At 69.8% G+C, this 26,466-nt stretch carries 24 protein-coding genes; 20 read left to right on the top strand and 4 right to left on the bottom strand.

The window, feature by feature from the left end; all coding sequences use genetic code 11:
* The 6 genes from HG543_RS30495 to menE form a co-directional block, all read left to right on the top strand.
* A partial coding sequence (locus HG543_RS30495; RefSeq protein WP_211194260.1) for a chorismate-binding protein occupies positions 1 to 198 on the top strand: 198 nt, incomplete at its 5' end.
* Positions 182 to 1,951: a 2-succinyl-5-enolpyruvyl-6-hydroxy-3-cyclohexene-1-carboxylic-acid synthase gene (menD, locus tag HG543_RS30490; RefSeq protein ID WP_169348418.1), complete on the top strand. Its 1,770-nt coding sequence runs from the start codon at positions 182 to 184 to the stop codon at positions 1,949 to 1,951. The genes HG543_RS30495 and menD, both read left to right, overlap by 17 nt.
* Positions 1,942 to 2,805: a 2-succinyl-6-hydroxy-2,4-cyclohexadiene-1-carboxylate synthase gene (gene menH / locus HG543_RS30485; RefSeq protein WP_169348417.1), complete on the top strand. Its 864-nt coding sequence runs from the start codon at positions 1,942 to 1,944 to the stop codon at positions 2,803 to 2,805. The genes menD and menH overlap by 10 nt, the downstream gene beginning before the upstream one ends.
* Positions 2,802 to 3,725, top strand: a complete 924-nt coding sequence (locus HG543_RS30480) for a 1,4-dihydroxy-2-naphthoate polyprenyltransferase (RefSeq protein ID WP_169348416.1) — start codon at positions 2,802 to 2,804, stop codon at positions 3,723 to 3,725. The genes menH and HG543_RS30480 overlap by 4 nt, the downstream gene beginning before the upstream one ends.
* 12 nt (positions 3,726 to 3,737) lie before the next feature.
* Positions 3,738 to 4,901, top strand: coding sequence for a mandelate racemase/muconate lactonizing enzyme family protein (locus tag HG543_RS30475; RefSeq protein WP_169348415.1), 1,164 nt, complete (start codon positions 3,738 to 3,740; stop codon positions 4,899 to 4,901).
* A 142-nt stretch (positions 4,902 to 5,043) separates the two neighbouring features.
* A complete protein-coding gene (gene menE / locus HG543_RS30470) occupies positions 5,044 to 6,519 on the top strand; it encodes an o-succinylbenzoate--CoA ligase (RefSeq protein ID WP_169348414.1) in 1,476 nt (491 codons plus the stop codon).
* A gap of 359 nt (positions 6,520 to 6,878) precedes the next feature.
* On the opposite strand, the gene HG543_RS30465 is transcribed toward menE, so the two are convergent.
* A complete protein-coding gene (locus tag HG543_RS30465; RefSeq protein ID WP_169348413.1) occupies positions 6,879 to 7,091 on the bottom strand; it encodes a hypothetical protein in 213 nt (70 codons plus the stop codon).
* Between the two features lie 722 nt (positions 7,092 to 7,813).
* Between HG543_RS30465 and mhpA the strand changes: the two genes are divergently transcribed.
* Complete coding sequence (gene mhpA, locus HG543_RS30460) at positions 7,814 to 9,439, top strand: bifunctional 3-(3-hydroxy-phenyl)propionate/3-hydroxycinnamic acid hydroxylase MhpA (RefSeq protein ID WP_169348412.1); 1,626 nt, start codon at positions 7,814 to 7,816, stop codon at positions 9,437 to 9,439.
* A gap of 125 nt (positions 9,440 to 9,564) precedes the next feature.
* Here mhpA and HG543_RS30455 read toward each other — a convergent pair whose 3' ends face one another.
* Positions 9,565 to 10,308 (bottom strand): hypothetical protein, encoded by a 744-nt coding sequence (locus tag HG543_RS30455; RefSeq protein WP_169348411.1) that lies wholly within the window; start codon positions 10,306 to 10,308, stop codon positions 9,565 to 9,567.
* 12 nt (positions 10,309 to 10,320) lie between these two features.
* Positions 10,321 to 12,474, bottom strand: a complete 2,154-nt coding sequence (locus HG543_RS30450) for a hypothetical protein (RefSeq protein WP_171818113.1) — start codon at positions 12,472 to 12,474, stop codon at positions 10,321 to 10,323.
* A gap of 396 nt (positions 12,475 to 12,870) precedes the next feature.
* Here HG543_RS30450 and HG543_RS30445 point away from each other — a divergent pair, with 396 nt between their 5' ends.
* From HG543_RS30445 to sdhB, 5 genes are all read left to right on the top strand, one after another.
* Positions 12,871 to 13,437, top strand: a complete 567-nt coding sequence (locus HG543_RS30445) for a histidine kinase (RefSeq protein ID WP_169348409.1) — start codon at positions 12,871 to 12,873, stop codon at positions 13,435 to 13,437.
* Between the two features lie 278 nt (positions 13,438 to 13,715).
* On the top strand, positions 13,716 to 15,014 hold the full coding sequence (icd, locus tag HG543_RS30440) for an NADP-dependent isocitrate dehydrogenase (RefSeq protein ID WP_169348408.1): 1,299 nt from the start codon (positions 13,716 to 13,718) through the stop codon (positions 15,012 to 15,014).
* 33 nt (positions 15,015 to 15,047) lie between these two features.
* On the top strand, positions 15,048 to 15,992 hold the full coding sequence (gene mdh / locus HG543_RS30435; RefSeq protein WP_169348407.1) for a malate dehydrogenase: 945 nt from the start codon (positions 15,048 to 15,050) through the stop codon (positions 15,990 to 15,992).
* 221 nt (positions 15,993 to 16,213) lie between these two features.
* On the top strand, positions 16,214 to 18,091 hold the full coding sequence (sdhA, locus tag HG543_RS30430) for a succinate dehydrogenase flavoprotein subunit (RefSeq protein ID WP_169348419.1): 1,878 nt from the start codon (positions 16,214 to 16,216) through the stop codon (positions 18,089 to 18,091).
* An 80-nt stretch (positions 18,092 to 18,171) separates the two neighbouring features.
* On the top strand, positions 18,172 to 18,978 hold the full coding sequence (sdhB, locus tag HG543_RS30425) for a succinate dehydrogenase iron-sulfur subunit (RefSeq protein WP_169348406.1): 807 nt from the start codon (positions 18,172 to 18,174) through the stop codon (positions 18,976 to 18,978).
* 241 nt (positions 18,979 to 19,219) lie between these two features.
* On the opposite strand, the gene HG543_RS30420 is transcribed toward sdhB, so the two are convergent.
* Positions 19,220 to 20,323, bottom strand: a complete 1,104-nt coding sequence (locus HG543_RS30420) for a S41 family peptidase (protein WP_169348405.1) — start codon at positions 20,321 to 20,323, stop codon at positions 19,220 to 19,222.
* Positions 20,324 to 20,696: 373 nt separating this feature from the next.
* On the opposite strand from HG543_RS30420, the gene sucC reads away from it, so the two are divergent.
* The 8 genes from sucC to trmD form a co-directional block, all read left to right on the top strand.
* Complete coding sequence (sucC, locus tag HG543_RS30415; RefSeq protein ID WP_169348404.1) at positions 20,697 to 21,857, top strand: ADP-forming succinate--CoA ligase subunit beta; 1,161 nt, start codon at positions 20,697 to 20,699, stop codon at positions 21,855 to 21,857.
* A 39-nt stretch (positions 21,858 to 21,896) separates the two neighbouring features.
* Entirely contained in the window at positions 21,897 to 22,796 is a 900-nt protein-coding gene (gene sucD / locus HG543_RS30410; protein WP_169348403.1) for a succinate--CoA ligase subunit alpha, read from the top strand.
* A 30-nt stretch (positions 22,797 to 22,826) separates the two neighbouring features.
* Entirely contained in the window at positions 22,827 to 23,264 is a 438-nt protein-coding gene (gene ndk, locus HG543_RS30405) for a nucleoside-diphosphate kinase (RefSeq protein ID WP_169348402.1), read from the top strand.
* Between the two features lie 215 nt (positions 23,265 to 23,479).
* Positions 23,480 to 24,613 (top strand): dual-specificity RNA methyltransferase RlmN, encoded by a 1,134-nt coding sequence (gene rlmN, locus HG543_RS30400; protein WP_169348401.1) that lies wholly within the window; start codon positions 23,480 to 23,482, stop codon positions 24,611 to 24,613.
* A gap of 88 nt (positions 24,614 to 24,701) precedes the next feature.
* Positions 24,702 to 24,965 (top strand): 30S ribosomal protein S16, encoded by a 264-nt coding sequence (rpsP, locus tag HG543_RS30395; protein WP_169348400.1) that lies wholly within the window; start codon positions 24,702 to 24,704, stop codon positions 24,963 to 24,965.
* Between the two features lie 21 nt (positions 24,966 to 24,986).
* A complete protein-coding gene (locus HG543_RS30390; RefSeq protein ID WP_169348399.1) occupies positions 24,987 to 25,286 on the top strand; it encodes a KH domain-containing protein in 300 nt (99 codons plus the stop codon).
* Positions 25,283 to 25,900 (top strand): ribosome maturation factor RimM, encoded by a 618-nt coding sequence (gene rimM / locus HG543_RS30385; RefSeq protein WP_169348398.1) that lies wholly within the window; start codon positions 25,283 to 25,285, stop codon positions 25,898 to 25,900. Before HG543_RS30390 ends, rimM begins: the two co-directional genes overlap by 4 nt.
* On the top strand, positions 25,897 to 26,466 hold a 570-nt coding region (trmD, locus tag HG543_RS30380; RefSeq protein WP_169348397.1), incomplete at its 3' end, for a tRNA (guanosine(37)-N1)-methyltransferase TrmD. The genes rimM and trmD, both read left to right, overlap by 4 nt.

Raw genomic sequence — 26,466 nt, 5'->3', positions numbered from 1 at the left:
GAGACAGGGGTGGGGCAGGGGCGCGCGCACCTGATGGTGGCGCTGCGCTCGGCGCTGGTTCGAGGGGCGAAGGCTCGGCTGTTCGTGGGGGTGGGCCTGGTCGCGGGCTCCACCCCGGAGGCCGAGTGGCGGGAGACGGAGATGAAGAGCCTGGCCATGTTGCGGGCGCTGGGAGGCGGGGATGTCGTCAGACGCTAACCTCAACGTGCTGTGGGCACGGGCGTTGTTGGAGGAGCTGGCGCGAGGAGGCGTGCGGCACGCGGTGGTGTGTCCGGGCTCGCGCTCGTCGCCGCTGGCGCTGGCATGCGCGAGGACGGAGGGTGTGCGCACCTGGTCCGTCATCGACGAGCGGAGCGCGGGCTTCTTCGCGCTGGGGCTCGCGAAGCAGTCGCGGGCGCCGGTGGTGGTGGTGGCGACCAGCGGCACGGCGGGCGCGCACTTCTACCCGGCGGTCATCGAGGCGGCGCTGTCGCACGTGCCGCTGGTGGTGCTGACGGCGGACCGGCCGCTGGAGCTGCAGGGATGGGGCGCGCCGCAGACGGTGGCGCAGGCGCGCTTCTATGGCGAGCACGCGCGCCTCTTCGCGGACCTGGGCCAGCCGGAGGCCAGTGACGTGGCCCTGGGCCACCTGCGTGCCACCGCCGCCCGCGCCGTGGCCACCGCGATGCGGGCGCCGCGAGGCGCGGTGCAGCTCAACGTGCCCTTCCGCGAGCCGCTGGCGCCCACGCCCGAGCCCTTCGGAGAAGAGCGCCTGTCCGCGCTGGCGAAGGCGGGCCGTCCCGGGGCGCCGCTGACGCGCATCGTCCCGCCCGCGCCCGTGCCGGACCCGGCCGCGCTGGAGGACGTGCGCCGGCGCATCGCCGCCACCGAGCGGGGCGTCATCGTCTGCGGCCCGCGCGACGAGGCGGACGGGTTCGCCGAGGCCATCAGCGCGCTGTCGCTGGCGACGGGCTACCCGGTGCTGGCCGAGGCCACCTCGCAGGCCCGCTACGGCGGCGGCCCGCTGACGGTGTCCCACTACGACGCGCTGCTGCGCCACGCGCCCTTCGCGAAGGCGCACCGGCCGGAGCTGGTGCTGCGCTTCGGCGGCGGGCTGACGCCGAAGGTGCCGCAGCAGTGGCTGGACGCGTCGGGCGCGGACATCGTGCTCTTCAGCGACGGCGGCGCGCTGTTCGACCCGGCGCACCGCGCGGCCCTGGTGGTGGAGGGCTCGGCGGTGGCGGCGTGCGAGGCGCTGGCGCGGGGCCTGTCGCGCGGGGCGGGGAAGTGGGCCCAGGGCTTCCTCGGCGCGGAGCGGCTGGCGCGTGCCGCGCTGGAGGCCGCCTTCGCCGAGCGGCCCGAGGTGCTCGACGAGCCGCGCATCGCCCGCGAGGTGGTGGCGGCCCTGCCGGCCGGGGCGCCGCTGTTCGTGTCCAGCAGCATGCCCATCCGTGACGTGGACGCCTTCGCTCCGGCGAGCGCGGTGCCGCTGCGGGTGCTGGCCAACCGCGGGGCCAATGGCATCGACGGAATCATCTCCAGCGCGCTCGGCATGGCGGCGGCGGCGGGGCGGCCGGCGGTGCTGCTCACCGGAGACCTGGCGTTGCTGCACGACGTGGGCGCCTTCGTCACCGCGGCGCGGGCGCGCGTGTCGCTCACGGTGGTGGCGGTGAACAACGACGGCGGCGGCATCTTCTCGTTCCTGCCCATCGCCCAGGCGGCGAAGCCGGACGAGTTCGAGGCCCTCTTCGGCACCCCTCACGGGGTCGACCTGTCCCACGCGGCGGCGCTCGGAGGCGCGCGCCTGCACCGGCCCACGACGCCCGCGGCGCTGCGAGCGGCGGTGCGCGAGGGCCTGGAGGGCGGACTGCATCTGGTGGAGGCGCGGGTGGACCGGGCCTCCACCGTGGACGAACACCGGCGGCTCTTCGCGCGGATGGCCGCCGCACTGGGAGACGGACCATGGGCGTGACGCTGGCATATGAGACGTGGGGCGACGGCCCCCGGACCCTCGTGCTGCTGCACGGCTTCACCGGCAGCCGGCACTCCTTCGACCACCTGCGCCCGCTGCTGGGCCGCTCGGTGCGCGCGGTGGCCGTGGACCTGCCGGGCCATGGCGCCACGCCGCTGCCGGACCGCAAGGGCCGCGAGGGCTTCCTGGAGACGGTGGACGCGCTGGTGGCGCTGGTGGACCGGCTGGGGCACGGCACGGTGGACCTGTTGGGCTATTCGCAGGGCGCGCGGGTGGCGCTGGCGGCGGCCGTGCGCGCTCCGAATCGCTTCGGGCGACTCATCATGGAGAGCGGCTCGCCGGGCCTGCACCGGCGCCAGGAGCGGGCTGCCCGTCGCGAGGCGGACGCGCAGCTCGCGGCCTTCATCCGGACGCGGGGCGTGGAGGCCTTCGTGGACCGCTGGGAGTCGCTGCCCCTGTTCGAGGGCCTGCGCGGCCTGGCCCCTGACCTCAAGGACGCCCTGCGCGCCCGCCGCCGCGCCTGCACGCCGGAGGGACTGGCCGGGGCGCTGGAGTGCCTGGGCCTCGGTGTGCAGCCGGACTACTGGCCGGAGCTGCACGGGCAGCGGCTGCCCACGCTGCTGCTGACGGGGGCGAAGGACGCGAAGTTCACGCAGACGGCGCGCCGCATGGCCGCGGAGCTGCCGGTGGTGTGGCGGCGCTCCTTCACCGACTGCCACCACGCGCCGCACCTCGAGGCGCCGGAGGAGTACGCCCGCGAGGTGCTGGGCTTCCTCCAGACGCCCTGGTACGAGGCGCCGCAGTTCGACAGCCCCGCCGTCACGGTGGCGGGCGCGGAGAGGGTGAGCCCGTGAGCACGTCGGTTCCGGGAATGAGCCCCGAGGCGCTGAAGCCGCGCCCGGGCGTGAAGCTCTGGGTGATGGCGGCGCGGCCCAAGACGCTGACGGCGGCGCTGGTGCCGGTGCTGGTGGGCACGGCGCTCGCGTTCAGCATGGGCGTGGGGCGCGTGCTGCCGGCCGTGGCGGCGCTGGTGGGCGCGATGCTCATCCAGATTGGCACCAACTTCATCAACGACTACTACGACTTCAAGAAGGGCGCGGACACGCACGAGCGGCTCGGCCCCAAGCGCGTGACGCAGAGTGGCCTCATCGCACCGAGCACGGTGCTGGCGGGCGCCGCCGCGTGCTTCGGGCTGGCGACGGTGGTGGGGCTGTACCTCGTGGTGGTGGGCGGCTGGCCCATCATCGCCATCGGCCTCGCGTCGCTGCTGTGCGGCTACGCGTACACGGGCGGCCCCTTCCCGCTGGGCTACCACGGGCTGGGGGATGTGTTTGTCTTCATCTTCTTCGGGCTGGTGGCGGTGACGGGCACTTACTACGTGCAGGCGGGCACGGTGGCCCCGGCGGCGTGGTTGGCGGCGGTGCCGGTGGGTGCCATTGGAACCATGCTCATCGTCACCAACAACCAGCGCGACGCCAGCACGGACGTGAAGGCCGGCAAGCGGACGCTGGTGGTGCGCTTCGGCACGGGCATGGGGCGAGCGGAGTACGTGCTGCTGCTCGTGCTCTCCTACGCCACGCCCTTCGTCATGTATGCGCTGGGGTGGGCGAGCCCCTGGGTCTTCCTGGCCATGCTGAGTCTACCCCTGGCGATTCCACCCCTGAGGTTGATGCTGACCGCCGAGGGGGCGGCCCTGAACCCGGCACTGGGGGGAACGGCGAAGCTGCAGCTCGTGTTTGGTCTGCTATTCGCGTTGGGGCTGTACTTGCGGTGATGATGTGAGCCCATGCGCATTGCCCAGGCGACGCTGACCCCGCTGCGGCTGGACTTGCTCCAGCCCCTGAAGACGGCCCGAGGCACCCATTCGGCGCGCGAGGGCTTCCTCGTGCGGCTGGTGGACGAGGAGGGGCGGGTGGGGCTCGGCGAGGCGATGCCGCTGCCGGAGTTCGGCACGGAGTCGCTGGCCGACTGTGGCACCACGCTGAGGGCCTGGCTGTCGGCGCTGGAAGGGCAGTTCCTCGGGGACTCGGTGCGCGCCATCGAGGACACGCTGTCTCCGTTTCCGCCGGAGGTGGCACGGGGCGAGGGCGTGCGCATCCGCTCCAAGCAGCCCACGCCGGAAGGCCCGATGCCCGCCGCGGAGCACGCGCTGGAGCTGGCGCTGCTGGACCTGCTGGCGCAGCGGCAGGGCGTGCCGCTGTGCTGGCTGCTGGCGGAGGAGGCCCGGCCGGAGGTGGTGGTGAACGCGCTGCTGGGCGCGGAGGGGCCGGAGGCGCTGGCGGAGGAGGCACGCGCGGCGGTGGCCGAGGGCTACGGCACGCTGAAGCTGAAGGTGGCGGGCCGGCCGCTGGAAGAAGACGAGCAGCGCGTGAAGGCGGTGCGCGAGGCGGTGGGGCCGGACGTGAAGCTGCGGCTGGACGCCAACGGTGGCTGGTCCGAGCCCGACGCGAAGCGCGCGCTGGACAAGCTGGGGTGGTACGGCCTGGAGCTGGTGGAGCAGCCCACGCCGCCGGAGGACCTGGCGGCGCTGTGGCGGGTGCAACGGCGGGCGCCATGCATCGTGGCCGCGGACGAGTCGCTCGGCTCGCCGGAGGCACTGCGGGCCCTGTTGGCGGTGGACCCGCTGATGGGCGGAGGCCCGGCGGTTGGCGCGGTGGTGCTCAAGCCGATGGTGCTGGGCGGGTTGCTGCCATGCCTCGTGGTGGCGATGCGCGCGGCGCGGCTGGGCATGCAGTCGTACGTGACGAGCTCGCTGGATGGCGTGGTGGCGCGAGCGGGTGCGGCGCATCTGGCGGCGGCACTGCCCTCGGGAGCGCTGGCTTCGGGGCTCGCGGTAGGGCGGCTGTTCGCGCACGAGCCACCCGCGCACCCGTACCGGCCCGTGGAGGGCCACATCCGGCTGCCGCAGGCGTCGGGGCTCGGGCTGGACCTGAAGCTCCTGGGAGGATGACCGACCGCTGCGAGGGGCGATAAGTCCACGCGCCTGAGGTTGTTCGGGCATCGATGCGAAGGCGGGCTGGCGTCGGTAGAAGCGATGCATTGTGACCCGCCCGGCAAGCGCGAGGCCCACGAGGCGTGAGGATGACGACCCGATGAGCGAAGCAGGTGGAAGGGAAGGCGGCCGGAGTACGGTCTGTGGATGCCCCATTCGCGAGGGCGCACGGCGGCATCCCGACGCGGAGGCACTCACCTTCACCGGCCAGGCGTGGACGTACCGTGCGCTGGACGCCGAGGTGGCCCGCTGGGTCGCGGCGCTCGAAGCCCGGGGCATCGCAGCCGGTGAGCGCGTGGCGCTCCTCGCGACGAACCACGTGGCCTCCGTGTTCCTCTTCTGGGCCCTGGGGCGCCTGGGCGCGGTGCTGGCCCCCCTCAACGCGCGCCTCACGCCGGCCGAGCTCGCGCCGCTCCGGGAGGACGTGGAGCCACGGCTCATCCTGGCACTCGGCACGCTGATGGACAGGCTCTCCGGCGCCGAGCCCCTGGAGTCCTTCGCGGCCTCGACCTCGTCTCCCACGTGCGAGCCCCTCGCGGAGACCGCGTCCCGGGTCATCCTCTTCACGAGTGGAACGACGGGGCGGCCCAAGGGCGCGGTGTTGACGGAGGGGAACTTCCGGGCCTCCGCGAAGGCCTCCGCGGCCAACCTGGGCGAGCACCCCGCGCCGCGCTGGCTGGGCACGCTGCCGCTCTTCCACGTGGGTGGCCTGGCCATGCTGACGCGCACGGCCTACGAGGGCGGCTGCCTCGTGCTGCATGACCGCTTCGACGCGGACGCCGTCAACCGCGCCATCGACTCGGAAGGCATCTCCCACGCGAGCCTGGTGGCCACCACGCTGGAGCGCGTCCTGGACGCACGCGGCGACCGGCCCGTGCCGCCTTCCTTCCGCCTCGCGCTCATTGGCGGAGGCCCGGTGCCGCTGCCGCTGCTGGAACGCGCGCGCAAGGCGGGCCTGCTGGCGCTGCAGACCTACGGCCTCACCGAGGCCTGCTCCCAGGCGACGACCGAGCGTCCCACCGAGTCCGACGGGCGCACCGCGGGGCCACCGCTGCCCGGCACGGAGGTCCGCATCGTCGGCGTGGACGGCACCGCGAGAGGGCCCGGCGAGGAAGGCGACATCGAGGTGCGCGGTCCCACGGTGATGGCGGGCTACTGGCGGCGCCCGGATGCGACGGCCGAGGCGCTGCGTGACGGCTGGCTGCGCACGAAGGACCTCGGCGTGCTGGACGCGCGCGGGCGGCTCACGGTGCTGTCGCGGCGCACGGACCTCATCGTGCGCGGTGGCGAGAACATCTACCCGGCGGAGGTGGAGGCGGTGCTCGCGAACCACCCGGCGATACAGGAAGCCGCGGTGGTCGGAGTACCGGACGCGCGCTGGGGCGAGGTGCCCATGGCCTTTCTCACGCAGCGTCCCGGTCAGCCACGCCCCGATGCCGAGACGCTGTCTGCGTGGTGCCGCCAATCACTCGCGGGCTTCAAGACTCCCGCGCGCTTCACGTGGGTGGATGCGCTGCCGCGCAATGCGATGGGCAAGGTCGAGCGCACCGTGCTGCGACAGCGCTCCAGCACCTGAAGACGCGCGGGGGCCGCGTCGAGTCGCGAGCTCCCGTGTCTCATCCGCGACACGCCGCGCGAGAGGACGGGGGCGCCAGGGTCGAGCGCACGACATTCCAGTATTGTTCATTGTCAGACAAGGCTGGCCGGATACGCGGGCGTGAATGTCAGGCTGACCACGCACGCTCCAGCAGCCATCCATCCGCCGGCGTCAGCGTCACATCTGATTCTGGAGTCAAACTCGGGACCGGGGGCCTCGCACCCGGCCCTCGGGCGAGGGCGGGCGGGGCATCACGCGCCGGTCTCCCGTGCGTCACACCGCGCTTCCGGGCCCGGACCCTCCGACAGTGAAGACCGGGCTTCCGGAGTGCGTGCGGCTCAGCACTCGGAGGCGGGGTGGCCCCAGGGGTTGGTGCGCGGGTACTCGCGCAGCATCGCGTTCAGCCGGTACGCCGCGGCCACGGTGGCGCTGACACCGGGCTTGCGGCCCGGGTGGGCTCCCCGGTTGATGGCCGCCCCCAGGCGTGCGGCCTGCATCGCCAACTGCCGCTCCACTTCCGGGGACCAACGCGGGAACTCGAGCCATTCCATCTGTGTGCTCCTTGAGGGACTGCGTGCGCCGACATGGAACACGGGTGAGCCACGGAAATCACGACGCCTTGCGTTGGGAGGGGCTCCAGTGCCGGTTTCCAGACACGGCTGCTCGCTGTCCTGGACTCATCATGTTGCCCGGCGGTTGGATGGACGCCCGCTGCCCGCCGGACAAGCCACGCGGCCGCCGTGGCGCCCGCACCCCATTGGCAAACACCCGGATTCAGGCCCCGCACCGCACCGTGTCATTGCGTCCAGGCGCAATTGTGAAGCCAGTCAGGAATGACTGACGCCGGGTCGTGGAGATCCCGCCAGGGGGTGCTCCTTCACCATGAACCCGGGCGCGAGACACGCCGGAGGAGGGCAGATTTTTCTGCGGGGACAAAACTCAGACATGCAAGGAATTTCACCGACCGCGTTCAAGAAGATGAAGGGGACGGCGGGCGGCGGGAGGATGTGGAGCGGAGGGCCGGGCAGTGCATCGTCCGGATCGGCATGTCGCGGTGAGGTCGGAAAACCGCGACGGTTTCCGAGGGGAATGCAGGTCATGCGGGGACTGGGTTGGGGACGTGACGTCCGATGTTGGTCAGGTCGGTCGTCACGAGCAGTCGAGTCGGCGCTGGTGGGGTTGTCAGGTTGTGTCGATATCTTTATCTCCCTGGGCCAGGGGGGACTCGGCGCAAAGGCAGAGCAGCTTGGCACGTACGCAACGGGAGACGGACATGGCTCCAGAGTCTGTTGATGTCATCATCGTCGGATGTGGGCCGGTCGGCGCAATGGCAGCGAACCTCCTGGGGCAGCACGGCGTGCGGACCCTCGTCATCGAGCGGGAAGCGCTGCCCAACACCCAGTCCCGGGCCATCAGCCTGGATGACGAGGCGCAGCGCATCTTCCAGTCCGCGGGCCTCGTGGGCGAGCTGGACCCGGGCTTCTTCCCGTGCCGGCGCCTGCAGTACCTCGACGACGAGCTTCGCTGCCTCGCCGAGGTGGACTTCACCAAGGTGGACAAGCCCTACGGCCACTTCGTGGGCGCGTTCTTCCAGCAGCCGCGCATGGAGGCGGCGCTGCACCGCGGCCTGAAGCGCTACCCGCACGTGGAGCTGTGGCGCGGCCACGAGGTGGAGTCCTTCGTGCAGGACGCGGAGGGCGTCACCGCGCGGGTGAAGGCGTGCGCGAGCGGCGAGTCCTTCTCGGTCCGCGCCCGCTACCTGCTGGCCTGCGACGGCGCGCACAGCGCCATCCGCCGCAAGCTGGGGCTGAAGCTGCAGGGGACGACGGCGCTGGAGCACTCGCTCGCCATCACCGTCACCACGGCCTCGCCGGACCCGGAGTTCACCGCGTACCTCTGCGGCCCGAAGCGCCGGGGCTTCATCACCCGCACGGCGAAGGACGAGATGCGCTTCGACATCATCCTCGCGCCGGACGAGGACCTCGAGGCGGTTCGCAAGCCCGAGTACGTGCGCGCGCTGCTCGCCCCGTACCTGGACCCGGCCACGGTGAAGGTCCGCTCGGCCAACGTGTACTCGTACCACAGCCGCATCTCGGAGAAGTGGCGGGTGGGGCGCGCGTTCCTCCTCGGGGATGCCGCGCACCTGATGCCGCCCTTCCTGGGGCAGGGGCTGTGCGCGGGCCTGCGTGACGCGGCGAACCTGTCGTGGAAGCTGGCCCTGGTGCTCGGGGGCTCGGCGGATGCGTCCCTGCTGGACACCTACGAGCTCGAGCGGCGCGCGCACGTGGCGGAAATCATCCGCGGCTCGGACGCCATGGGCCGGGTGATGATGACGGGCGGACAGGTGCTGGCCCGCGCGCGCAACATGCTCATCCAGGCGCTCTACCACCTGCCCGTCACGGGGGACTTCATCCGCCAGTACAAGGTGAAGCCGGTGATTCCGCTGGACGAGGGCTTCTTCGCGAGCCCCCGCCGCGAGACGAAGGACTCCGCGCAGGGCACGTACTTCCCGCAGCCGCGCGTGGAACTGCCGGACGGAAGCTATGCCCCGCTGGATGACCTCCTGGGAGACGGCTTCGTGGTGCTGACGCGCCCCGGGGCCTCGCTGGAGACGCAGCGCGAGGCCCGGACGCTGGCGGCGGACGTGGGAGGCCGCTGGGTGCAGGTGGCCGCGGCGGAGCGCGCGGGCCCCGCCCGGCCGGAGGTGGTGCTGGACGTGGAGGGGCGGCTGGGCGCCTGGTTCGCGCGGTACGGGGCGGACCTCGTCGTGCTCCGTCCGGACCGCTACGTGTACGGCACCGCGGCCGGCGGTGGCCTGGGCCACCTCCAGTCCTCGCTCCGCGGCCGCGTCCGTCCCCTGGCGCGCCGGGGCCACAAGACGGTGCGGCGCGCCGGCTGAAGCGGGCACGGCTTCGCACCGGAGCGCGGAAAGGGCAGGGGAGCGGAAGAAACAACGAGGGCGCCGCGGGCTGCTGCTGCCCGTGGCGCCCTGCGTGCTTCAGGCGGTGAATGCGGTGCGCGAACTCAGGCGGCGGCGGACTTCAGCATCTGCCCGGCGCGCTCGACGCAGTCGGCCATGAAGTTGAGGTAGATCTCCAGGGCGCGGGCGCCCGTCTTGCCCACGACTTCGGCCTTCTCGGGGACCTGGGACAGCAGCTTGCCCAGCATCACCTCGTTGAGGGCGGTGTGGCCCACGTCGATTTCGGCGTGCTCCTTCACGAAGGACATCGCCTCCATGATGTTGTCGCCCAGCACGCGCTTGGCCTGGTCCATCAGGCCGGGGGCGAAGACGACGGACAGGTTCTCGATTTCGTACTCGATGGCCACCTGGGCCGCCGGCATCGGACCGACGATGGTGTCCTCGTGGATGGCGCGGTAGTCCTTCATCGCCTGGGTGGGCGCCTGGTTCAGCAGCGCCTCGGCGTCCAGCTTCGGGGTGCGGTGCTGGTTCCACCGGGCGACGAGGCTCTTGGTGTCCTCGATCATCATCAGGTGGTGGCCGGCCTCGTGCTTGGCGTGGGTGATGAGCTGGTTGCCCACGTCCGTCAGGCCCATCTTCACCGTGGCCTCACCCGCGCGGCGGATCCACCCGTCCACGGGCTCCGTCATGTACACGCCCAGGGAGTTGAGCTGGATGAGGAACCCCTCCACCAGCGCCGGGTCCACCTTCGGATCCAGCAGGGCCTTGAGGGCGGGGTGGGTCTGGAGTCGCTCGCGCGCCTCCTTGACGTGGGGGGCGTACAGCTCCTCGACGAGTTTCTTGCTCATGGCTTCTACCCTTTACCCTTGGCGAGTGGTGGCGAGGGCGCTCCGGCGCCCGATGGTCAGTTCACTGATGTGCTCCAGGAAGTCCGGGATCAGCTTGGAGGAGATGATCCACATGTACGGATCAGGGCCTCCATGGATGCCGGCCTCCTGCACGTAATCCCCCCCTTCGTCCTCACAGAGGTAGTGGAACGAAGTGCGGCGGCGCGCGGCGTACCAACGGCGGGCGGCATCGACGAGCGCGACATAGGTGGAAGGACCGGCCTCGGTGATGGAGAACAGGCGGGCCATGTCCAGCAGGCTGTAGAGATTGGTGCCCAGCTGGCCCATCTCCAGGACGGCGGCGGCGACCGGAACGCCACCGCGGCGGGCGATGAGAACCTCCCGCTCACGCTCCAGGCCGAACTCCTTCCAGCGGGCCTGGACGGGGCGCAGCTCCATGCGCTCCCGGGTGAAGTCGAGCGCCTCCACGTAGCAGTTGGGGCGCGTGCGGGCGATGGTGTCCGCCAGCACCGTCAGCTCGTTCGGCGTGGCGGAACCGACGGAGATGTCCTCGAAGGTGCGGCCCGTCAGCTCGTGCGTGAGGATGTCGAGCATGTGGACCTTGCGCGTGAAGGCCAGGCCCGCGCCGGTCGCCATCTGTCGCTCGGCGTAGCGCACGTGCGCCTTGGCGATCCACGGGTTGAGGGCCTCCACGTACGCCACCACCCACTTGAAGTCCGGGTCGCTCTGCGGGTGCTCGAACGTGCGCATGTACAGGTCGCGCATGATCTGCCCCGGCTCCGACACGTTGGAGGGCGGCTTGCCCGGGCGCTTCGCGACCTGGTGCCCCATCCACGAGTGGCGGTAGGGCTTCATGAAGGACAGCGTCGCCTCCAGCCCGCGCTCGGACGGCCACACCGCCTGGCAGAAGAGCTGGGGAATCTCGGCGGCCTTCTTCGCCATGTTGCGGAAGGCCAGGCGCAGCTCCTCGAACTCCTCGGCGGACTTGCCCGCCAGGCTGAAGAAGCCGGAGCGGGTGAAGAGGTCCCACAGCCCGTCCTCCAGGTTCTCACTGGTGCGGGTGTTGGGGGACGCCGCCTGGGACACGAAGCGCACCCAGCGCGCCTCGTCGGAGGAGTAGGGCAGCACGCTCAGGCCGCACAGGACGGTGCCGTCGGCGCGCACGCTGCTGACGTAGCGGATCTCCCCGCGCAGGCTGATGATCTCGTTGTTGTCCGTGCGCAGCTCGAGCAGGGGCGGCAGGAGGCCCGGGAACATCAGGTCCTCCGGCCGGCAGCGGATGCACATGCCGGAGAAGGACATGTCCACCAGCTCGCGGTCCAGCTCACCCAGCTCCCGCCAGAGCGGGTGGTGGAAGCTCACGCTCACGCCCGCGGGGGCCGGCACGCGGCGGTGCCACCGGTGACGGATGCGGAAGATCTGCTTCGGCAGCGGCGTGAGGAGCCGGTCACCTTCCGCGGTGCCCTCCTCCAGCTTCATGCGGTACGCGCTGTTGTAGCCGATGACGTCGATGTCGTAGGGCGCCTCGCCCCACTCGGCGCCCGTCTCGTCCGTGCGCCACTCGAGCTGCGACGTCGTCGGGTTGAAGCGCTCCAGCACCATGCGGACCGTGCGGCCCGTGCGGCGCATCACGCCCTTGTTCCCCGACGCGCAGATGGCCACCAGGATGGAGCGGATGCGCTCGGCGTCCTCGATGGTGTCCTGCACCGGCAGCGCCGACGCGGCCGGCTCCGCCACGCCGCGCTTCAGCGCGTCCGCCAGCAGCGAGAGGATCTGCCGGCCCTGCTCCAGCGTCACGCCCACCAGCTGCAGGCCCACCGGCGCGTTCGCCGTCTCCGCGTCCGTGCGGATGAAGGCGCCGCGGATGGGGCCCAGCGTCACCCCGCAGCCGGACAGGTACACCGGCAGGGTGCGCGGCTCCGACGTGTCCACCGCGCCCTTGGGCGTCACCCACACCACCGTGGGCGACAGCCGCGTCACCTCTCCAATGCAGGCGTCCGGCGTGCCCAGCGCGCAGGTGATGGCGTCAGGCCCCGCGCCGTGCAGCGAGTAACCCGAGTCATCCAGCGCGGCCTCGGCGGGCGGCAGCGGAATCACATTGAAGAGCGCGTCACGGCTGATGAACTCCAACGTCCGCTTGGTGGAGAGCGGATTTCCCCCTTCCATAGGCAGGAGCCCCCTTCTCCGGTGCTGATGAGGAACGCCTGATGCGGATGTCGAAGTTGCAAGCACAACAGTCCCTCCCTGCTCCAGCGGTGCTGCGGTCGGCGGCGAATCGCTATTGGTCCGCATCATACGGATTCAGAAGGAACAGTCAAACCGAATTTATCCAGCCACGCTGTTTTCTGGCTGGCGGGAATGTACGGCCGTGGGTCGGGGATGACAGGCGCTTCTCCGAGTTACACGACTTACACTGCCCGGGAGTGGACAACATCACGGCGAAGATGTCGCGCAACTGTAATGTCACAAGTCAGGCACGCTGTGCGTACTTTCTCGTAGTTGAGTGGTGTTCGTCAGCCCCCTCCGTTAGAGTGAACGTCGTCGGTTCGAGGGAGGTGTGGGATGAGTGCAGCGGCGAGCACCACGGGCGGGACGCGGTTGGATGGCGTCCAGCAGGAACAGAACCCCACGGTGCGCCTCACGGCGCTGGAGTCGGTGGAGGCCCCCGAGGTCTTCCGGGTGGACGTGACGGAGGCCGTCGCGGACGCGGTGGAGCTGCTGGGCGTCACGCGCCGGCTGCACGGCGTTGAAGTGACGGTGGAGCTGCCGCAGGACCCGGTCCCCACCCGCGTCAGCAGCCGCCGCCTGCGCCAGGTGCTGCTGCTCCTGCTGGCCCACGCCTCGGACACGGCGAACGGGCAGGGCGTGAAGCTGACGGTGGACGAGCCCGACGACTTCGGCGACGTGGGCCCGCGCTTCCAGGTGGTGACGCAGGGGGCCTCGCTGTCGGAGCGCGAGGCGAAGGCCGTGTTCCTCTCGCCCATGCTGGTGGGACCGGTGCACCGCCGCTTGGCCCGCGCTCGCGAGCTGGTGGACTCCATGGGCGGCACCCTGGAGGTGACGCGCGGCGCCGCCTCCGGCATCACCGTGACGGTGGAGCTGCCCGCGCCGGGCCTGTCGAGCTGGTAGTCGTCGCTCCCGTGCTGACTGGAAGGGCCGTGGCGTCTGGCGCCGCGGCCCTTTTCGTTTTCTTCCCTTCAGTTGCCCTGGCCGGAGGGGACGCGCGCCATGCCGTGCGCTCGTGCCGCGGTCGCGCTCGCGCTCGCATGTCGCGCCGCTGGCTTCGATAAGTCCTTCCATAGGCCCGTTCGCCACCCAGGCGGCCAAACTCCTTGACGCGAGGGGGCTTGTTTTCGACTATCCCGCGCCTCTTCTTACACGGCCACACCTTCCAGGAGTCCACGCCCATGGCGCCCCCGTCTTCCGGAGAGAAGATCTCCCTGCAGAACGGCAAGCTGTCCGTGCCCAACAACCCGATCATCCCCTACATCGAGGGCGATGGCACCGGCCGCGACATCTGGCGCGCCTCTCAGGCGGTGTTCGATGCCGCCGTCGAGAAGGCCTACAAGGGCCAGAAGAAGATCGCCTGGTACGAGGTGCTGGCCGGCGAGAAGTCCTTCAAGCAGGTCAACAACTGGCTGCCCGACGAGACGGTGGAAGCGTTCCGCACGTACCTCGTCGGCATCAAGGGCCCGCTGACGACGCCGGTGGGCGGTGGCATCCGCTCGCTGAACGTGGCGCTGCGCCAGCTCCTGGACCTGTACGTGTGCCTGCGGCCCGTGCGCTACTTCAAGGGCGTCCCCAGCCCGGTGAAGACGCCGGACAAGGTGGACATGGTCATCTTCCGTGAGAACACGGAGGACATCTACGCGGGCATCGAGTTCGAGGCCGGCTCCGCCGCCGCGGAGAAGTTCGCGAACCTGCTGAAGCAGGAGTTCCCGAAGGAGTTCGGGAAGATCCGCTTCCCGGCCAACGTGGGCCTGGGCGTCAAGCCCGTGTCGAAGGAGGGCAGCGAGCGCCTCATCCGCGCGGCCATCCAGTACGCGGTGGACCACAAGCGCAAGAGCGTCACGCTGGTCCACAAGGGCAACATCATGAAGTACACCGAGGGCGCCTTCCGCAAGTGGGGCTACGAGCTGGCCGCCCGCGAGTTCGGTGACAAGGTCTACACCTGGGACCAGTGGGAGGTGACGAAGGCGGCCAAGGGTGAGGACGCCGCCAACGCCGAGCAGAAGGCCGCCGTGGCCGCCGGCAAGGTCATCATCAAGGACTCCATCGCGGACATCACCCTGCAGCAGGTGCTGACCCGTCCGGACGAGTTCGACGTCATCGCCACGCTCAACCTCAACGGTGACTACCTGTCGGACGCGCTGGCGGCCCAGGTGGGCGGCATCGGCATCGCGCCGGGCGGCAACATCAACTACGTCACCGGCCACGCGGTGTTCGAGGCCACGCACGGCACGGCGCCGAAGTACGCGGACCAGGACAAGGTGAACCCGGGCTCGGTCATCCTCTCCGGCGAGATGATGTTCCGCCACCTGGGCTGGCACGAGGCCGCGGACCTGATGATCAAGGGCATGGACCGCGCCATCGCCAACAAGACCGTCACCTACGACTTCGCCCGCCTGATGAAGCAGGAAGGGCAGGGCACCGTGACGGAAGTGAAGTGCAGCGAGTTCGGGCAGGCCATCATCAAGAACATGTAGTCCCCATCCAGGGACCTGAGAGAGGGCGAATCCATGGCTCAGAATCGCAAGAAGAAGATTGGCCTCATCGGCGGCGGTCAGATCGGCGGCAACCTGGCGCTGCTGGCCGTCCAGAAGCAGCTCGGCGACGTGGTGCTCTACGACATCCCCGCGGCCGAGGGCATGGTCAAGGGCAAGGCGCTGGACATCAACCAGCTGTCCGCGGTGGATGGCTATGACTGCCGCGTCACCGGCTCCACGGACTGGAAGGACGTGGCCGGCTCGGACGTCATCATCATCACCGCCGGCGTGCCGCGGAAGCCGGGCATGTCCCGCGAGGACCTGCTCGAGATCAACCTCAAGATCATGAAGGACGTGGCGGCCAACATCAAGCAGCACGCCCCCAACGCCTTCGTCATCAACGTGGCCAACCCGCTGGACGCGATGGTGTTCGCGCTCCACAAGATCGCCGAGCTGCCCAAGCACATGGTGGCGGGCATGGCGGGCGTGCTGGACACCAGCCGCTTCAAGTGCTTCGTGGCCGAGGCGCTGGGCTGCTCCATCCGTGACGTGGAGGCGCTGGTGCTCGGCGGCCACGGCGACGACATGGTGCCGCTCGTGCGCCACAGCACCGTGGGCGGCGTGCCGCTGACGGAGCTGCTGCCCAAGGACAAGCTGGAGGCCATCATCAAGCGCACCCGCGAGGGTGGCGCGGAGCTGGTCGCCCTCTACAAGACGGGCAGCGCCTACTTCGCCCCGGCCGCTTCCTCCATCGCCATGGCGGAGAGCTACCTCTTCGACCGCAAGCGCGTGCTGCCGGCCGCGGCCCTGCTCGAGGGCCAGTACGGCATCAACGGCTACTTCTTCGGCGCCCCGGTGCAGATCGGCGCGGGCGGCGTGGAGAAGATCATCACCGTGGACCTCAACGGTGAGGAGAAGGCCGCCCTGGAGAAGTCCTTCCAGTCGGTGAAGAAGACGGTCGACTCCGTCAAGCTGTAGTCCCTTCACGGGCGCACGAGGCCCGCCGGGTGGACCGGCGGGCCCTGTGCCTGATGCCGCGAATGACGCGGGCTTATCCTGGCCCGCTCCATGATTGCGGCGCGGTTTCATCAAGTTATCTAGCCTGTAGATCTCGCACGGGATGTCCGGGCCCTGGCGCGCCACATGGCGAGCCGGCTCACGACGGCAGCGTCCGGCGTCCGGCAGTCAAGGAGACGATGATGGCAGCAGCAGCGCGGTTCACGGTGGTGGGCGGCGGTCTCGCCGGGCTGATGACGACGATCAAGCTCGCGGAGGCGGGTCACCAGGTGGATGTGCTCTCGCTCGTCCCGGTCAAACGTTCCCACTCGGTGTGCGCCCAGGGAGGCATCAACGGCGCGGTGAACACCAAGGGAGAGGGTGACCACCCGGACATCCACGTGAAGGACACGCTGCGTGGCGGCGACTTCCTCGCGGAGCAGGTGTCCGTCAAGGGCATGTGCTACGCGGCGCCCGGCATCATCTACCTGCTGGACCGCATGGGGGTGACGTTCAACCGCACCTCCGAGGGCCTGCTGGACTTCCGGCGCTTCGGCGGCACGCTCCACCACCGCACGGCCTTCGCGGGCGCCACCACCGGCCAGCAGCTGCTGTACGCGCTGGACGAGCAGGTGCGCCGCTACGAGTCCGAGGGCAAGGTCACCAAGTACGAGTACTGGGAGTGGCTCGGCACGGTGAAGGACGAGGGTGGGCGCGTCATCGGCAGCGTGGCCGTGGACCTGCGCACCATGGAGATCCGCACCTTCCCGGCGGAGGCCGTGTGCCTCGCCACGGGTGGCCCGGGCATCGTCTTCGGGCGCTCCACCAACTCCATCATCAACACCGGCACCGCCGCGGGTCGCGCCTACATGGAGGGCGCCATCTACGCCAACGGCGAGTTCATCCAGGTGCACCCCACCTCCATCCCGGGTGAGGACAAGCTGCGCCTGATGAGCGAGTCCGTCCGTGGCGAGGGCGGCCGCGTCTGGGTGCCCCGGAAGAAGGGCGACACGCGCAACCCCCGGGACATCCCGGAGAGCGAGCGCTTCTACTTCCTCGAGGAGAAGTACCCCAAGTACAAGAACCTGGTGCCCCGCGACGTGGCCACGCGCGAGATCTTCATGGTCTGCCGCGACCTGGGCATGGGCATCGGCGGCAAGGACGGCGTGTACCTGGACGTCACTCACATCCCGGCCAAGACGCTGGACGCCAAGATCAAGGGCGTCATGGAGATCTACGAGAAGTTCGTGGGAGACGACCCGCGCGTCACGCCGATGGTCATCTTCCCGGGCATGCACTACTCCATGGGCGGCCTGTACGTGCGCTTCGAGGCCGACTCGCGCACCCAGACGCCGCTCGAGGGCAGCCCCGTCAACCAGTCCACCAACATCCCCGGCCTGTACGCCACGGGTGAGGCGGACTACGCGTTCCACGGCGCCAACCGCCTGGGCGCCAACTCGCTCCTGTCCTGCATCTACTCGGGCATGATTGGCGGCCCGGCCATGGCGGCCTACGCCAAGAACAACGCCACCAGCGCGGCGGCCATGCCGGAGAAGTACTTCCAGAGCGCGAAGAAGTACTGGGAGGACCGGTTCGCCACCATCAAGGCGATGAACGGCGCGGAGAACCCGTACGCGCTCGCGAAGGAGCTGGGCGACATCATGACGGAGAACTGCACCGTCGTCCGGTACAACGACCGGCTGAAGAAGACGGTGGAGAAGATCCGCGAGCTGAAGTCGCGCTGGAAGAACGTCAACGTGCTGGACACGGGCAACGTGGCCAACCGCGCGCTGTCGTACACCAACCAGCTGTGGAACATGCTGGAGCTGGGCGAGGTCATCGCCACCAGCGCGCTGCTGCGCGACGAGAGCCGCGGCGCCCACTACAAGCCGGAGTTCTCGCTGCCGGAGCCGAAGACGAAGGACCCGCGCGAGGACGCCGACTGGATGTCGCTGTGGCGCAAGCGCCACGAGAAGTGGGCGAAGACGACCATCGCGAAGCACGCCGAGCAGGGCCCGCAGATCTCCTACGAGGAGATTTCCACGCCGGTCCTGGATCCCGAGCCCCGCTGGTACGCCTGAGCCGGGACACGCAACGTCTGGTGGGCCCGCGGGGCATCGCGGGCCGCCCTAACTGATTTGGAAGTGAAGGGTCGAGCGACATGGACACTGCACAGGCAAGCGCCGTCACCACGAAGACCGTCACCTTCCGCATCTGGCGGCAGGATGATCCGAACAAGCCGGGTCACTTCGATGAGTTCAAGGTTCCCTATACGAAGGGCGCCAACGTCATCTCGTGCCTGATGGAGATCCAGCGCAACCCCGTCACGGTGGAAGGCAAGCGCGTTCCGCCGGTGATCTGGGACGCCGCGTGCCTCGAGGAGGTCTGTGGCAGCTGCGCGATGAACATCAACGGTCGCGTGCGCATGGCGTGCTCGGCGCTCATCGACAAGCTGGAGCAGCCCATCACCCTGGAGCCGATGAGCAAGTTCCCGGTGGTGAGGGACTTGTCGGTGGACCGTGAGCGCATGTTCAACGCGCTCAAGCGGGTGAAGGGCTGGATTCCGGTGGACGGCACCCACAACCTGGGGCCGGGCCCGCGCCAGTCTCCGAAGGACCAGTCGGTCATGTACGTGCTGTCCACGTGCATCACCTGCGGCAGCTGCCTCGAGGCGTGCCCGCAGGTGACCATCGACAACGACTTCATGGGCGCGGCGGCCATCAGCCAGGCCCGTCTGTTCAACATGCACCCGACGGGCAAGATGCAGTCCGAGGAGCGCGTCCGGTCGCTGATGGGGCCGGGCGGCATCCAGGACTGCGGCAAGGCGCAGAACTGCGTGAAGGTCTGCCCGAAGGAGATTCCGCTCACCACGTCCATCGCGGTGATGAACCGCGAGGTGACGAAGCTGATGATCAAGGACATCTTCTTCAAGGAAGAGGAGCAGAAGAGCCACGGCGGTCCGGGGTAGTCCGACCCGTCGGTCCGTGGTGAAGCGGCCCCGTGCTGGCGTCCCTCGCGAGACGCCGGGCGGGGCCGCCGCCGTTTCAGGGCCCCGGGCGCCAGCCGAGCGGGCCGGGCGGGGGACCGGAGCCGCAGCCGCATCGGGCTTCGGCTCGGACGCCAACAACCGCAAACCGGCGATCGGACGACCGTGGCCGCCGGTCACGGCCTCCCGGCCGTGAAGTTCCGCCGGGGACCGCATGAAGCGCTCACGGCTTCGCGTCGGCTCCCAGCGCCTTCAGCGCCTCGCGGACCTCCTCCGCCTGCGCGGGGTCCGTCGCGCGTTTCGCCAGTGACGTGAGCGCGGCCACGTGCGCGGTGCGCAGCGCCTCCGCCGCCGGCACGGGCATGTCGGGCTTCACGCCCACGCCCTCCCAGCTCGTCTTCGTCACGGCGTGCACCGTCTGGCCCATGGGCACGCCCACGATGAAGTGCTCCTCCACGGGCAGGGCCACGCCCGGGTTGGCGCCCCCGTGCGTCGTCTCGCCCACCACGCGCGCCCGCTTGCGCGCCTGGAGGTCGTACGCGAGCGTCTCCGCGGCCGAGAAGGTGTCCCTGTCGGTGAGCACGTAGACCTCCTTGTCCCCGTAGCGGCCCGCGGGTGGGGACGCGGGCGTGTGGAGCGACTCCTTCGGCCGGCCCTTCCACACCGTGTCCAGCACGTGGGTGCGCTCTGGCAGCAGCCAGCCCAGGTACAGGGCCGCCAAGGCATTGTCACCGCCTCCATTGCCCTGGAGGTCGATGATGAGCGCGTCGGTGGCGGATAGCAGCCGCATGGCCGCCGCCGCGGCTTCGCCCGCGAACTTCTCATCAGGCAGGCTGGTCAGGCGCAGGTAGCCCACGTTGCCGTCCAGCCGCTCCACCCGGTCGATGCCGTACGCCTCGCGCAGCGTCTTCCGTCGCCGCCGCTCCTCGCGCCGGGCGCGAAAGGCCTCCGCCTCGGGAGACGCGGGCTCCCAGGGCAGGGGCAGGTTCCGGGGCAGGGGCTCGGCGCTGTAGCCGACGTAGAAGTGCGCGTCCTGCCCGTCCCGCACCAGGTGCTCGGAGAGCACGTCGGCCAGCTCGCGCCGGTCAGTGATGGCGTCGTAGTCACCGCGTTTCATCCGCGCGCGCAGCATCCGCTCCGCCAGGGCCGCCTTGTCCGCGGAGTAGTGGCGCGCCCGGACCTGGCCGATGACCGCCTCGATGATGCGCGTGCGCTCCCTGGCCTCCAGTGCGGGCTCCTTGGAAGACCGCGGCCCCTCCGCCGCGAGTCCAGGGCCGGGCACCACGAGAAGGCACAGCCACAGCAGGGGCCACGAACGAAGGGCCATGGGCGAAGGCTCCAGGGTGGGGGAGGGGACGGGCGTCCCGCCCTGCCATTCGAACGCCTGGGGGAATGTTCCATACCGGCCCCGGGCTCTCCGGAATCCGCGGTCCAGGCCGTCACCCGGGTCCTGATCGCCCGGGACGGCCCGGCTCGGCATTCCCGAAGCGAGCCTCCGTTCCCGGGTCCACTCGGGCGCTGTTCAGCCGTGAAGCCGGGCTCATCCTGGCGGACACTCCTGGTTATTTTTTGCGCACCAGGGCGTTCAGGGCGGTTCCGTCGAGGTCAAACGGCCTTGCCATCCGTCGGTTTCTGCGCAATGAGGGCCCCGCGCTGACGCCTCATAAAGGGCTGTCTCCCTCGTCTCCACCGGAGCCTCGATGAAGATCCACGAGTACCAGGGCAAGGAAATCTTCCGGAAGTACGGCGTGCCCACGCCGAAGGGCATCCTCGCGCTGTCGCCCAATGAGGCGGAAGCCGCCGCCAAGCATCTCGGCACGCCCGTGGTCGTGGTCAAGGCCCAGATTCACGCGGGCGGCCGTGGCAAGGGCGGTGGCGTGAAGCTGGCCAAGAGCCCGGCCGAGGCCAAGGACCTCGCCAAGCAGATGCTGGGCATGAAGCTGAAGACCATCCAGACCGGGCCCGAGGGCCAGACGGTCCACAAGGTCTACATCGAGGAAGGCCTCGCCATCGGCCAGGAGCTGTACCTGGGCGTGACGCTGGACCGCGCCACCAGCCGCATCACCTTCATGGCCTCTCGCGAGGGCGGCGTGGAGATCGAAGAGGTGGCCGAGAAGCACCCCGAGAAGATCCTCCGCGAGGCGGTGGACCCGGCGGTGGGCTTCACCGACTTCCAGGGCCGCAAGCTGGCCTTCGGCCTGGGCCTCACCGGCCCCACGGTGAACAAGTTCGTCCAGTTCTGCTCGTCGCTCTACAAGATGTTCATCGACACGGACGCCTCGCTCGTGGAGATCAACCCACTGGTCATCCTGAAGGATGGCGGCGTGGTGGCGCTCGACGCGAAGGTGAACTTCGACGAGAACGCGCTCTACCGGCACAAGGACCTGCTGGAGTACCGCGACCTCGCCGAGGAGGAGCCGCGTGAGACGCAGGCCAAGGAGTGGGACCTGGCCTACATCGCGCTCGACGGCAACATCGGCTGCATGGTGAACGGCGCGGGCCTGGCCATGGCCACCATGGACACCATCAAGCTGGTGGGCGGCACCCCGGCCAACTTCCTGGACGTGGGCGGCGGCGCGAGCAAGGAGAAGGTCACCGCGGCCTTCAAGCTCATCCTCGCCGACCCGGCCGTGAAGGCGGTGCTCGTCAACATCTTCGGCGGCATCATGAAGTGCGACGTCATCGCCGAGGGCATCATCGCCGCCGCCAAGGAAGTCCAGCTCAAGGTCCCGCTCGTGGTCCGGCTGGAGGGCACCAACGTGGAGAAGGGCAAGGAGCTGCTGCGCAACTCCGGCCTCGCCATCACCCCGGCGGACAACCTGCGGCAGGCGGCGGAGAAGGCCGTCGCGGCCATCAAGTAGTCCGGCCCGCTTCCGCCAACACTTTCCAGAAGGAACGCCATGAGCATCCTCGTCAACGAAAACACGAAGGTGGTCTGCCAGGGCATCACCGGCTCGGCGGGCTCGTTCCATGCGAAGCAGATGCTGGAGTACGGCACGAAGCTCGTGGCCGGTGTGACTCCGGGCAAGGGCGGCACCGACTTCGAGGGCAAGGTCCCCGTCTACAACACGGTGGCTGACGCCGTGAAGCAGGCCGGCGCCAACACCTCCGTCATCTTCGTGCCGCCGCCGTTCGCCGCCGACTCCATCATGGAGGCCGCCGACGCGGGCATCTCCCTCATCATCACCATCACCGAGGGCATCCCCGTCAACGACATGGTGCGCGCCAAGCGCTACCTGCAGGGCAAGCCGGGCGTGCGCCTCATCGGCCCCAACTGCCCGGGCGTGATTACGCCGGGCGCGAAGTGCAAGATCGGCATCATGCCGGGCCACATCCACAAGCCGGGCCGCATCGGCGTGGTGTCCCGCTCCGGCACGCTGACCTACGAGGCCGTGCACCAGCTCACCCAGCTGGGCCTGGGCCAGTCCACCGCCGTGGGCATCGGCGGCGACCCGGTCAACGGCACCGACTTCGTGGACGTGCTGAAGCTGTTCAACGCCGACCCGGAGACGGACGCGGTCATCATGATTGGTGAGATCGGCGGCGACGCCGAGGAGCGCGGCGCCGAGTACGTGGCCCGCGAGTTCACCAAGCCCATCGCCGGGTTCATCGCCGGCCAGTCGGCGCCCCCGGGCAAGCGCATGGGCCACGCCGGCGCCATCATCTCCGGCGGCAAGGGCACGGCCACCGAGAAGATGAAGGCCATGGAGGCCGCTGGCTTCCTGATGGCGGCCAGCCCCGCCGAGCTCGGCACCACGCTGCAGGAGGCCCTCAAGCGGGGCGCTCCGAAGAAGCGCTAAACCCCAACGAGTACGAGAGGAGCCAGTCACATGGCCATCGAGCGCACGCTGTCCATCATCAAGCCGGACGGTCTGGAGAAGGGCGTCATCGGGAAGATCATCAGCCGCTTCGAGGAGAAGGGTCTGAAGCCGGTCGCCATCCGGCTGCAGCAGCTCTCCCAGAAGGAGGCCGAGGGCTTCTACGCCGTCCACAAGGCCCGGCCCTTCTTCAAGGACCTGGTGCAGTTCATGATCTCCGGCCCGGTCGTCCTCATGGTCCTGGAGGGTGAGAACGCCGTCCTCGCCAACCGCGACATCATGGGCGCCACCAACCCGGCCAACGCGGCCCCCGGCACCATCCGCAAGGACTTCGCCACCAGCATCGACAAGAACACGGTGCACGGCTCGGACAGCCTGGAGAACGCGAAGATCGAGATCGCGTACTTCTTCCGGGAGACCGAGATCCAGGCCTACCCGTACCAGAAGTAGCCGGCCGGCCCCTCGCGGGCCCCGGTGTGAAGAGCCGCGGCCTGGAGTCCTCGCCCGAGAAGGCGCGGGCCCGGGCCGCTGTTCTTTCAAGGAAGTGCCCAATAGGGCCCTGGAAGCGTCCACCAGGCGGGGAGGGGAGCGAGGGCTCCTTTGACTTGCCGTGCCCAGGTGTGGGAAGGGACGCCTTCGGTCCTACCGTTAAAAGCCCAACGACGATGTCCGAGACCTCCGCCACATCCCTGCCTGTCACCGAGCCCCTTCCGGCGCCCGCGCCCGCGAAGCGCGTGGACGTGGCCAGCCTGTCGCTGGAGGCGCTCACCTGCTTCGTTACCGAGACGCTGGGCGAGCGCGCCTTCCGCGCCCCGCAGATCTACCGCTGGCTGCACCAGCGCGGCGCCACCTCGTTCGACGAGATGACGGACCTGTCCAAGGCCCTGCGCGAGAAGCTCAAGGCCGTGGCGGACATCGTCCCGCTCGTGAAGGACGTGGAGCTGCGCAGCATCGACGGCACCATCAAGTACCGGTGGAAGACGCATGACGGGCGCTACATCGAGTCCGTCTACATGCCCTCCGAGGACCGCAAGACGCTGTGCGTGTCCACCCAGGTGGGCTGTGCCATGGCCTGCGGCTTCTGCATGACGGGCACCATGGGGCTCAAGCGCAACCTCACCCCGGGCGAAATCGTGGCCCAGGTGCACGCCGTCAACCGCGAGGTCCGGAAGAACGAGGGCCTGGAGACGCTCCGCCCGCTCAGCAACCTGGTGTTCATGGGCATGGGCGAGCCCCTGCACAACTTCGAGAACCTCAAGACGGCGCTCTCCATCCTCCAGTCCGAGGACGGGCCCAACTTCAGCCACCGGCACATCACCGTCTCCACGGTGGGCCTGGTGCCCATGATCGAGCGCTTCGGCCAGGAGACGGACGTCAAGCTGGCCATCTCGCTCAACGCCAGCACCGACGAGCAGCGCAACAAGACGATGCCCGTCAACCGCAAGTGGAACATCGCGGCGCTGCTGGACGCCTGCCGGAAGTTCCCCCTGCGGCAGGGCCGGCGCATCACCTTCGAGTACGTGCTCATCAAGGGCTTCAACGACGCCGACGAGGATGCCCACCGGCTCATCGAGCTGCTGAAGGACATCCCGGTGAAGGTGAACCTGATCCCGTACAACGAGAACCCCGGGCTGGGCTTCCACACCACTGGGGAGGAGCGGGCGGAGCAGTTCCGCGCCATCCTGGCGGACCACCACATCGCCGCCTACATCCGGAAGAACCGGGGCCGGGACATCGCCGGCGCCTGCGGGCAGCTCGCCAACCGGGGCGATGCCGCTCCCGCCGACGGCGCGACATAAGGTCCCGAGCTTCCTTGACAATCCCGCGGGGGCGGCGGTAAGAGCGCCCCCCTTTCCTCAAGCTGTCACCTGTACGCTGGAGCAACTCATGGCCGTCGTCCTCCGTCTCGCCCGCGCGGGCGCCAAGAAGAAGCCGTACTACCACGTGGTCGCCACCGACTCCCGGAACCCCCGGGACGGCAAGTTCATCGAGGCCGTCGGCGCGTACGACCCGAACCTCGAGCCCCCCAAGGTGGAGTTCAACGAGGAGCGGCTGAACTACTGGCTGAAGACGGGCGCGACTCCCTCGGAGACGGTTGCCGACCTCATCAAGGTCGCCGCCAAGGCCAAGCCGGCCACTCCCGCGGTCTGAACCACGCTTCGCTGAGCGGACGTGGAGCAGCTTCTTACCTATCTGGCGCGGGCCCTGGTCGATCAACCGGACCAGGTCGGCCTGCGCGTGTCCGAGGCGGACGGTGCCCGGCTCTACGAGCTGAAGGTCGCCCCCGAGGACGTCGGCAAGGTCATCGGCCGTGACGGGCGCACCGTGAACGCCCTCCGGACGCTGCTCAACGCAGCCGCCCAGAAGTCCGGGCAGAAGGTCCGCCTGGAAATCCTCGACGACCGGCGCAATGCGGCCAGCGCGCCCAATGGCGCGGCCGCGCCGCCGGCTGGACCGGACGCCTCGCGGTGACGCCTCAACCGCTCCTCGAGCTCGGCTACGTGGCGCGAGCGCACGGGCTGCGCGGCGAGGTGGCCATCCGCACGTTCGACCCGGCCTCGGAGGCGCTCGACGTCGTCGAGCGCGTCTTCGTGCGCACCCGCTCCGGGGAAGAGCGCGAGCTCTTCCTGGAGGAGGTGCGCCCCACGCCCAAGGAGAACATCATCGCCTTCGAGGGCGTGGAGTCGCGCACCGAGGCCGAGGCCCTGGTGGGGTCCAAGGTGTTCGTCTTCCGCGAGGACCTGGAGCCCCCCGCCGAGGGTGAGTTCTTCCAGGGCGACCTGGTGGGCCTTACGGCCGTGGACGAGTCCGGCGCCGAGCTGGGCCGCGTGGAGGAGATCTGGGCCACCGGCGAGGTGCCCAACCTCGTCATCCGCGCGCCGAAGCGCCCGGAGCTGGTGGTGCCCTTCGCGGACGACTTCGTGCCCACGGTGGACATCGCCGCCGGCCGCATCGTCATCCGCCCGCCCGAGTACGAAGAGGTCGGCCGTCCGGGGCAGGCTCGCGGGGCGGCCGCCGCTCCTGAGGCCACGGGCGGCGAGGACGCGGGCCCGGAGGACGGCGAGGGCTCCGGGGACGCGGAATGAGCACGCCGTTCCCCGTCGAAATCCTCACGCTCTTTCCCGGCATGGTGTCCGGGTACCTGGGGGCGAGCATCCTCGGGAAGGCCCAGGAGAAGGGCCTGCTGTCCATCACCGTCACCGACATCCGCGAGTACGCCGAGGGCAAGCACCGCGTCACCGACGACGCGCCCTACGGCGGCGGCGCCGGCATGGTGATGAAGCCGGAGCCGCTGGTGGCCGCGATTGAAGCCGCCCGCGCGAGGCTGCCGGGCGCCCGGGCCCTGCTGATGAGTCCTCGGGGGCCGGCCTTCACCCAGGCCACGGCGCGCGAGCTGGTGCGCCACGAGGCCGGGCTGATCCTGGTCTGCGGCCGCTACGAGGGCGTGGACGAGCGGGTGATGACGTACCTCGACGGGGAGCTGTCCCTGGGCGACTTCGTCCTCACCGGCGGCGAGGTGGCCGCCCTGGCCGTGGTGGACGCGGTGGCGCGGCTCGTGCCCGGAGTGCTGGGCAACGTGGACTCGTCCGTCACGGAGAGCTTCGAGGAGGGGATGCTGGAGCACCCCCAGTACACCCGTCTCTTATACACA

The organism is Pyxidicoccus fallax (assembly GCF_012933655.1).
GTDB lineage: Bacteria > Myxococcota > Myxococcia > Myxococcales > Myxococcaceae > Myxococcus > Myxococcus fallax.
This window is presented reverse-complemented; position numbering and strand designations above follow the sequence as displayed.

Bases quoted from the DNA above. Each gene is read 5' to 3' on its own strand.
- menD (WP_169348418.1), top strand. From the start codon at position 182: ATGTCGTCAGACGCTAACCTCAACGTGCTGTGGGCACGGGCGTTGTTG.
- menH (WP_169348417.1), top strand. From the start codon at position 1,942: ATGGGCGTGACGCTGGCATATGAGACGTGGGGCGACGGCCCCCGGACC.
- HG543_RS30475 (WP_169348415.1), top strand. From the start codon at position 3,738: ATGCGCATTGCCCAGGCGACGCTGACCCCGCTGCGGCTGGACTTGCTC.
- menE (WP_169348414.1), top strand. From the start codon at position 5,044: ATGAGCGAAGCAGGTGGAAGGGAAGGCGGCCGGAGTACGGTCTGTGGA.
- HG543_RS30465 (WP_169348413.1), bottom strand. From the start codon at position 7,091: ATGGAATGGCTCGAGTTCCCGCGTTGGTCCCCGGAAGTGGAGCGGCAG.
- mhpA (WP_169348412.1), top strand. From the start codon at position 7,814: ATGGCTCCAGAGTCTGTTGATGTCATCATCGTCGGATGTGGGCCGGTC.
- HG543_RS30455 (WP_169348411.1), bottom strand. From the start codon at position 10,308: ATGAGCAAGAAACTCGTCGAGGAGCTGTACGCCCCCCACGTCAAGGAG.
- HG543_RS30450 (WP_171818113.1), bottom strand. From the start codon at position 12,474: ATGGAAGGGGGAAATCCGCTCTCCACCAAGCGGACGTTGGAGTTCATC.
- HG543_RS30445 (WP_169348409.1), top strand. From the start codon at position 12,871: ATGAGTGCAGCGGCGAGCACCACGGGCGGGACGCGGTTGGATGGCGTC.
- icd (WP_169348408.1), top strand. From the start codon at position 13,716: ATGGCGCCCCCGTCTTCCGGAGAGAAGATCTCCCTGCAGAACGGCAAG.
- mdh (WP_169348407.1), top strand. From the start codon at position 15,048: ATGGCTCAGAATCGCAAGAAGAAGATTGGCCTCATCGGCGGCGGTCAG.
- sdhA (WP_169348419.1), top strand. From the start codon at position 16,214: ATGGCAGCAGCAGCGCGGTTCACGGTGGTGGGCGGCGGTCTCGCCGGG.
- sdhB (WP_169348406.1), top strand. From the start codon at position 18,172: ATGGACACTGCACAGGCAAGCGCCGTCACCACGAAGACCGTCACCTTC.
- HG543_RS30420 (WP_169348405.1), bottom strand. From the start codon at position 20,323: ATGGCCCTTCGTTCGTGGCCCCTGCTGTGGCTGTGCCTTCTCGTGGTG.
- sucC (WP_169348404.1), top strand. From the start codon at position 20,697: ATGAAGATCCACGAGTACCAGGGCAAGGAAATCTTCCGGAAGTACGGC.
- sucD (WP_169348403.1), top strand. From the start codon at position 21,897: ATGAGCATCCTCGTCAACGAAAACACGAAGGTGGTCTGCCAGGGCATC.
- ndk (WP_169348402.1), top strand. From the start codon at position 22,827: ATGGCCATCGAGCGCACGCTGTCCATCATCAAGCCGGACGGTCTGGAG.
- rlmN (WP_169348401.1), top strand. From the start codon at position 23,480: ATGTCCGAGACCTCCGCCACATCCCTGCCTGTCACCGAGCCCCTTCCG.
- rpsP (WP_169348400.1), top strand. From the start codon at position 24,702: ATGGCCGTCGTCCTCCGTCTCGCCCGCGCGGGCGCCAAGAAGAAGCCG.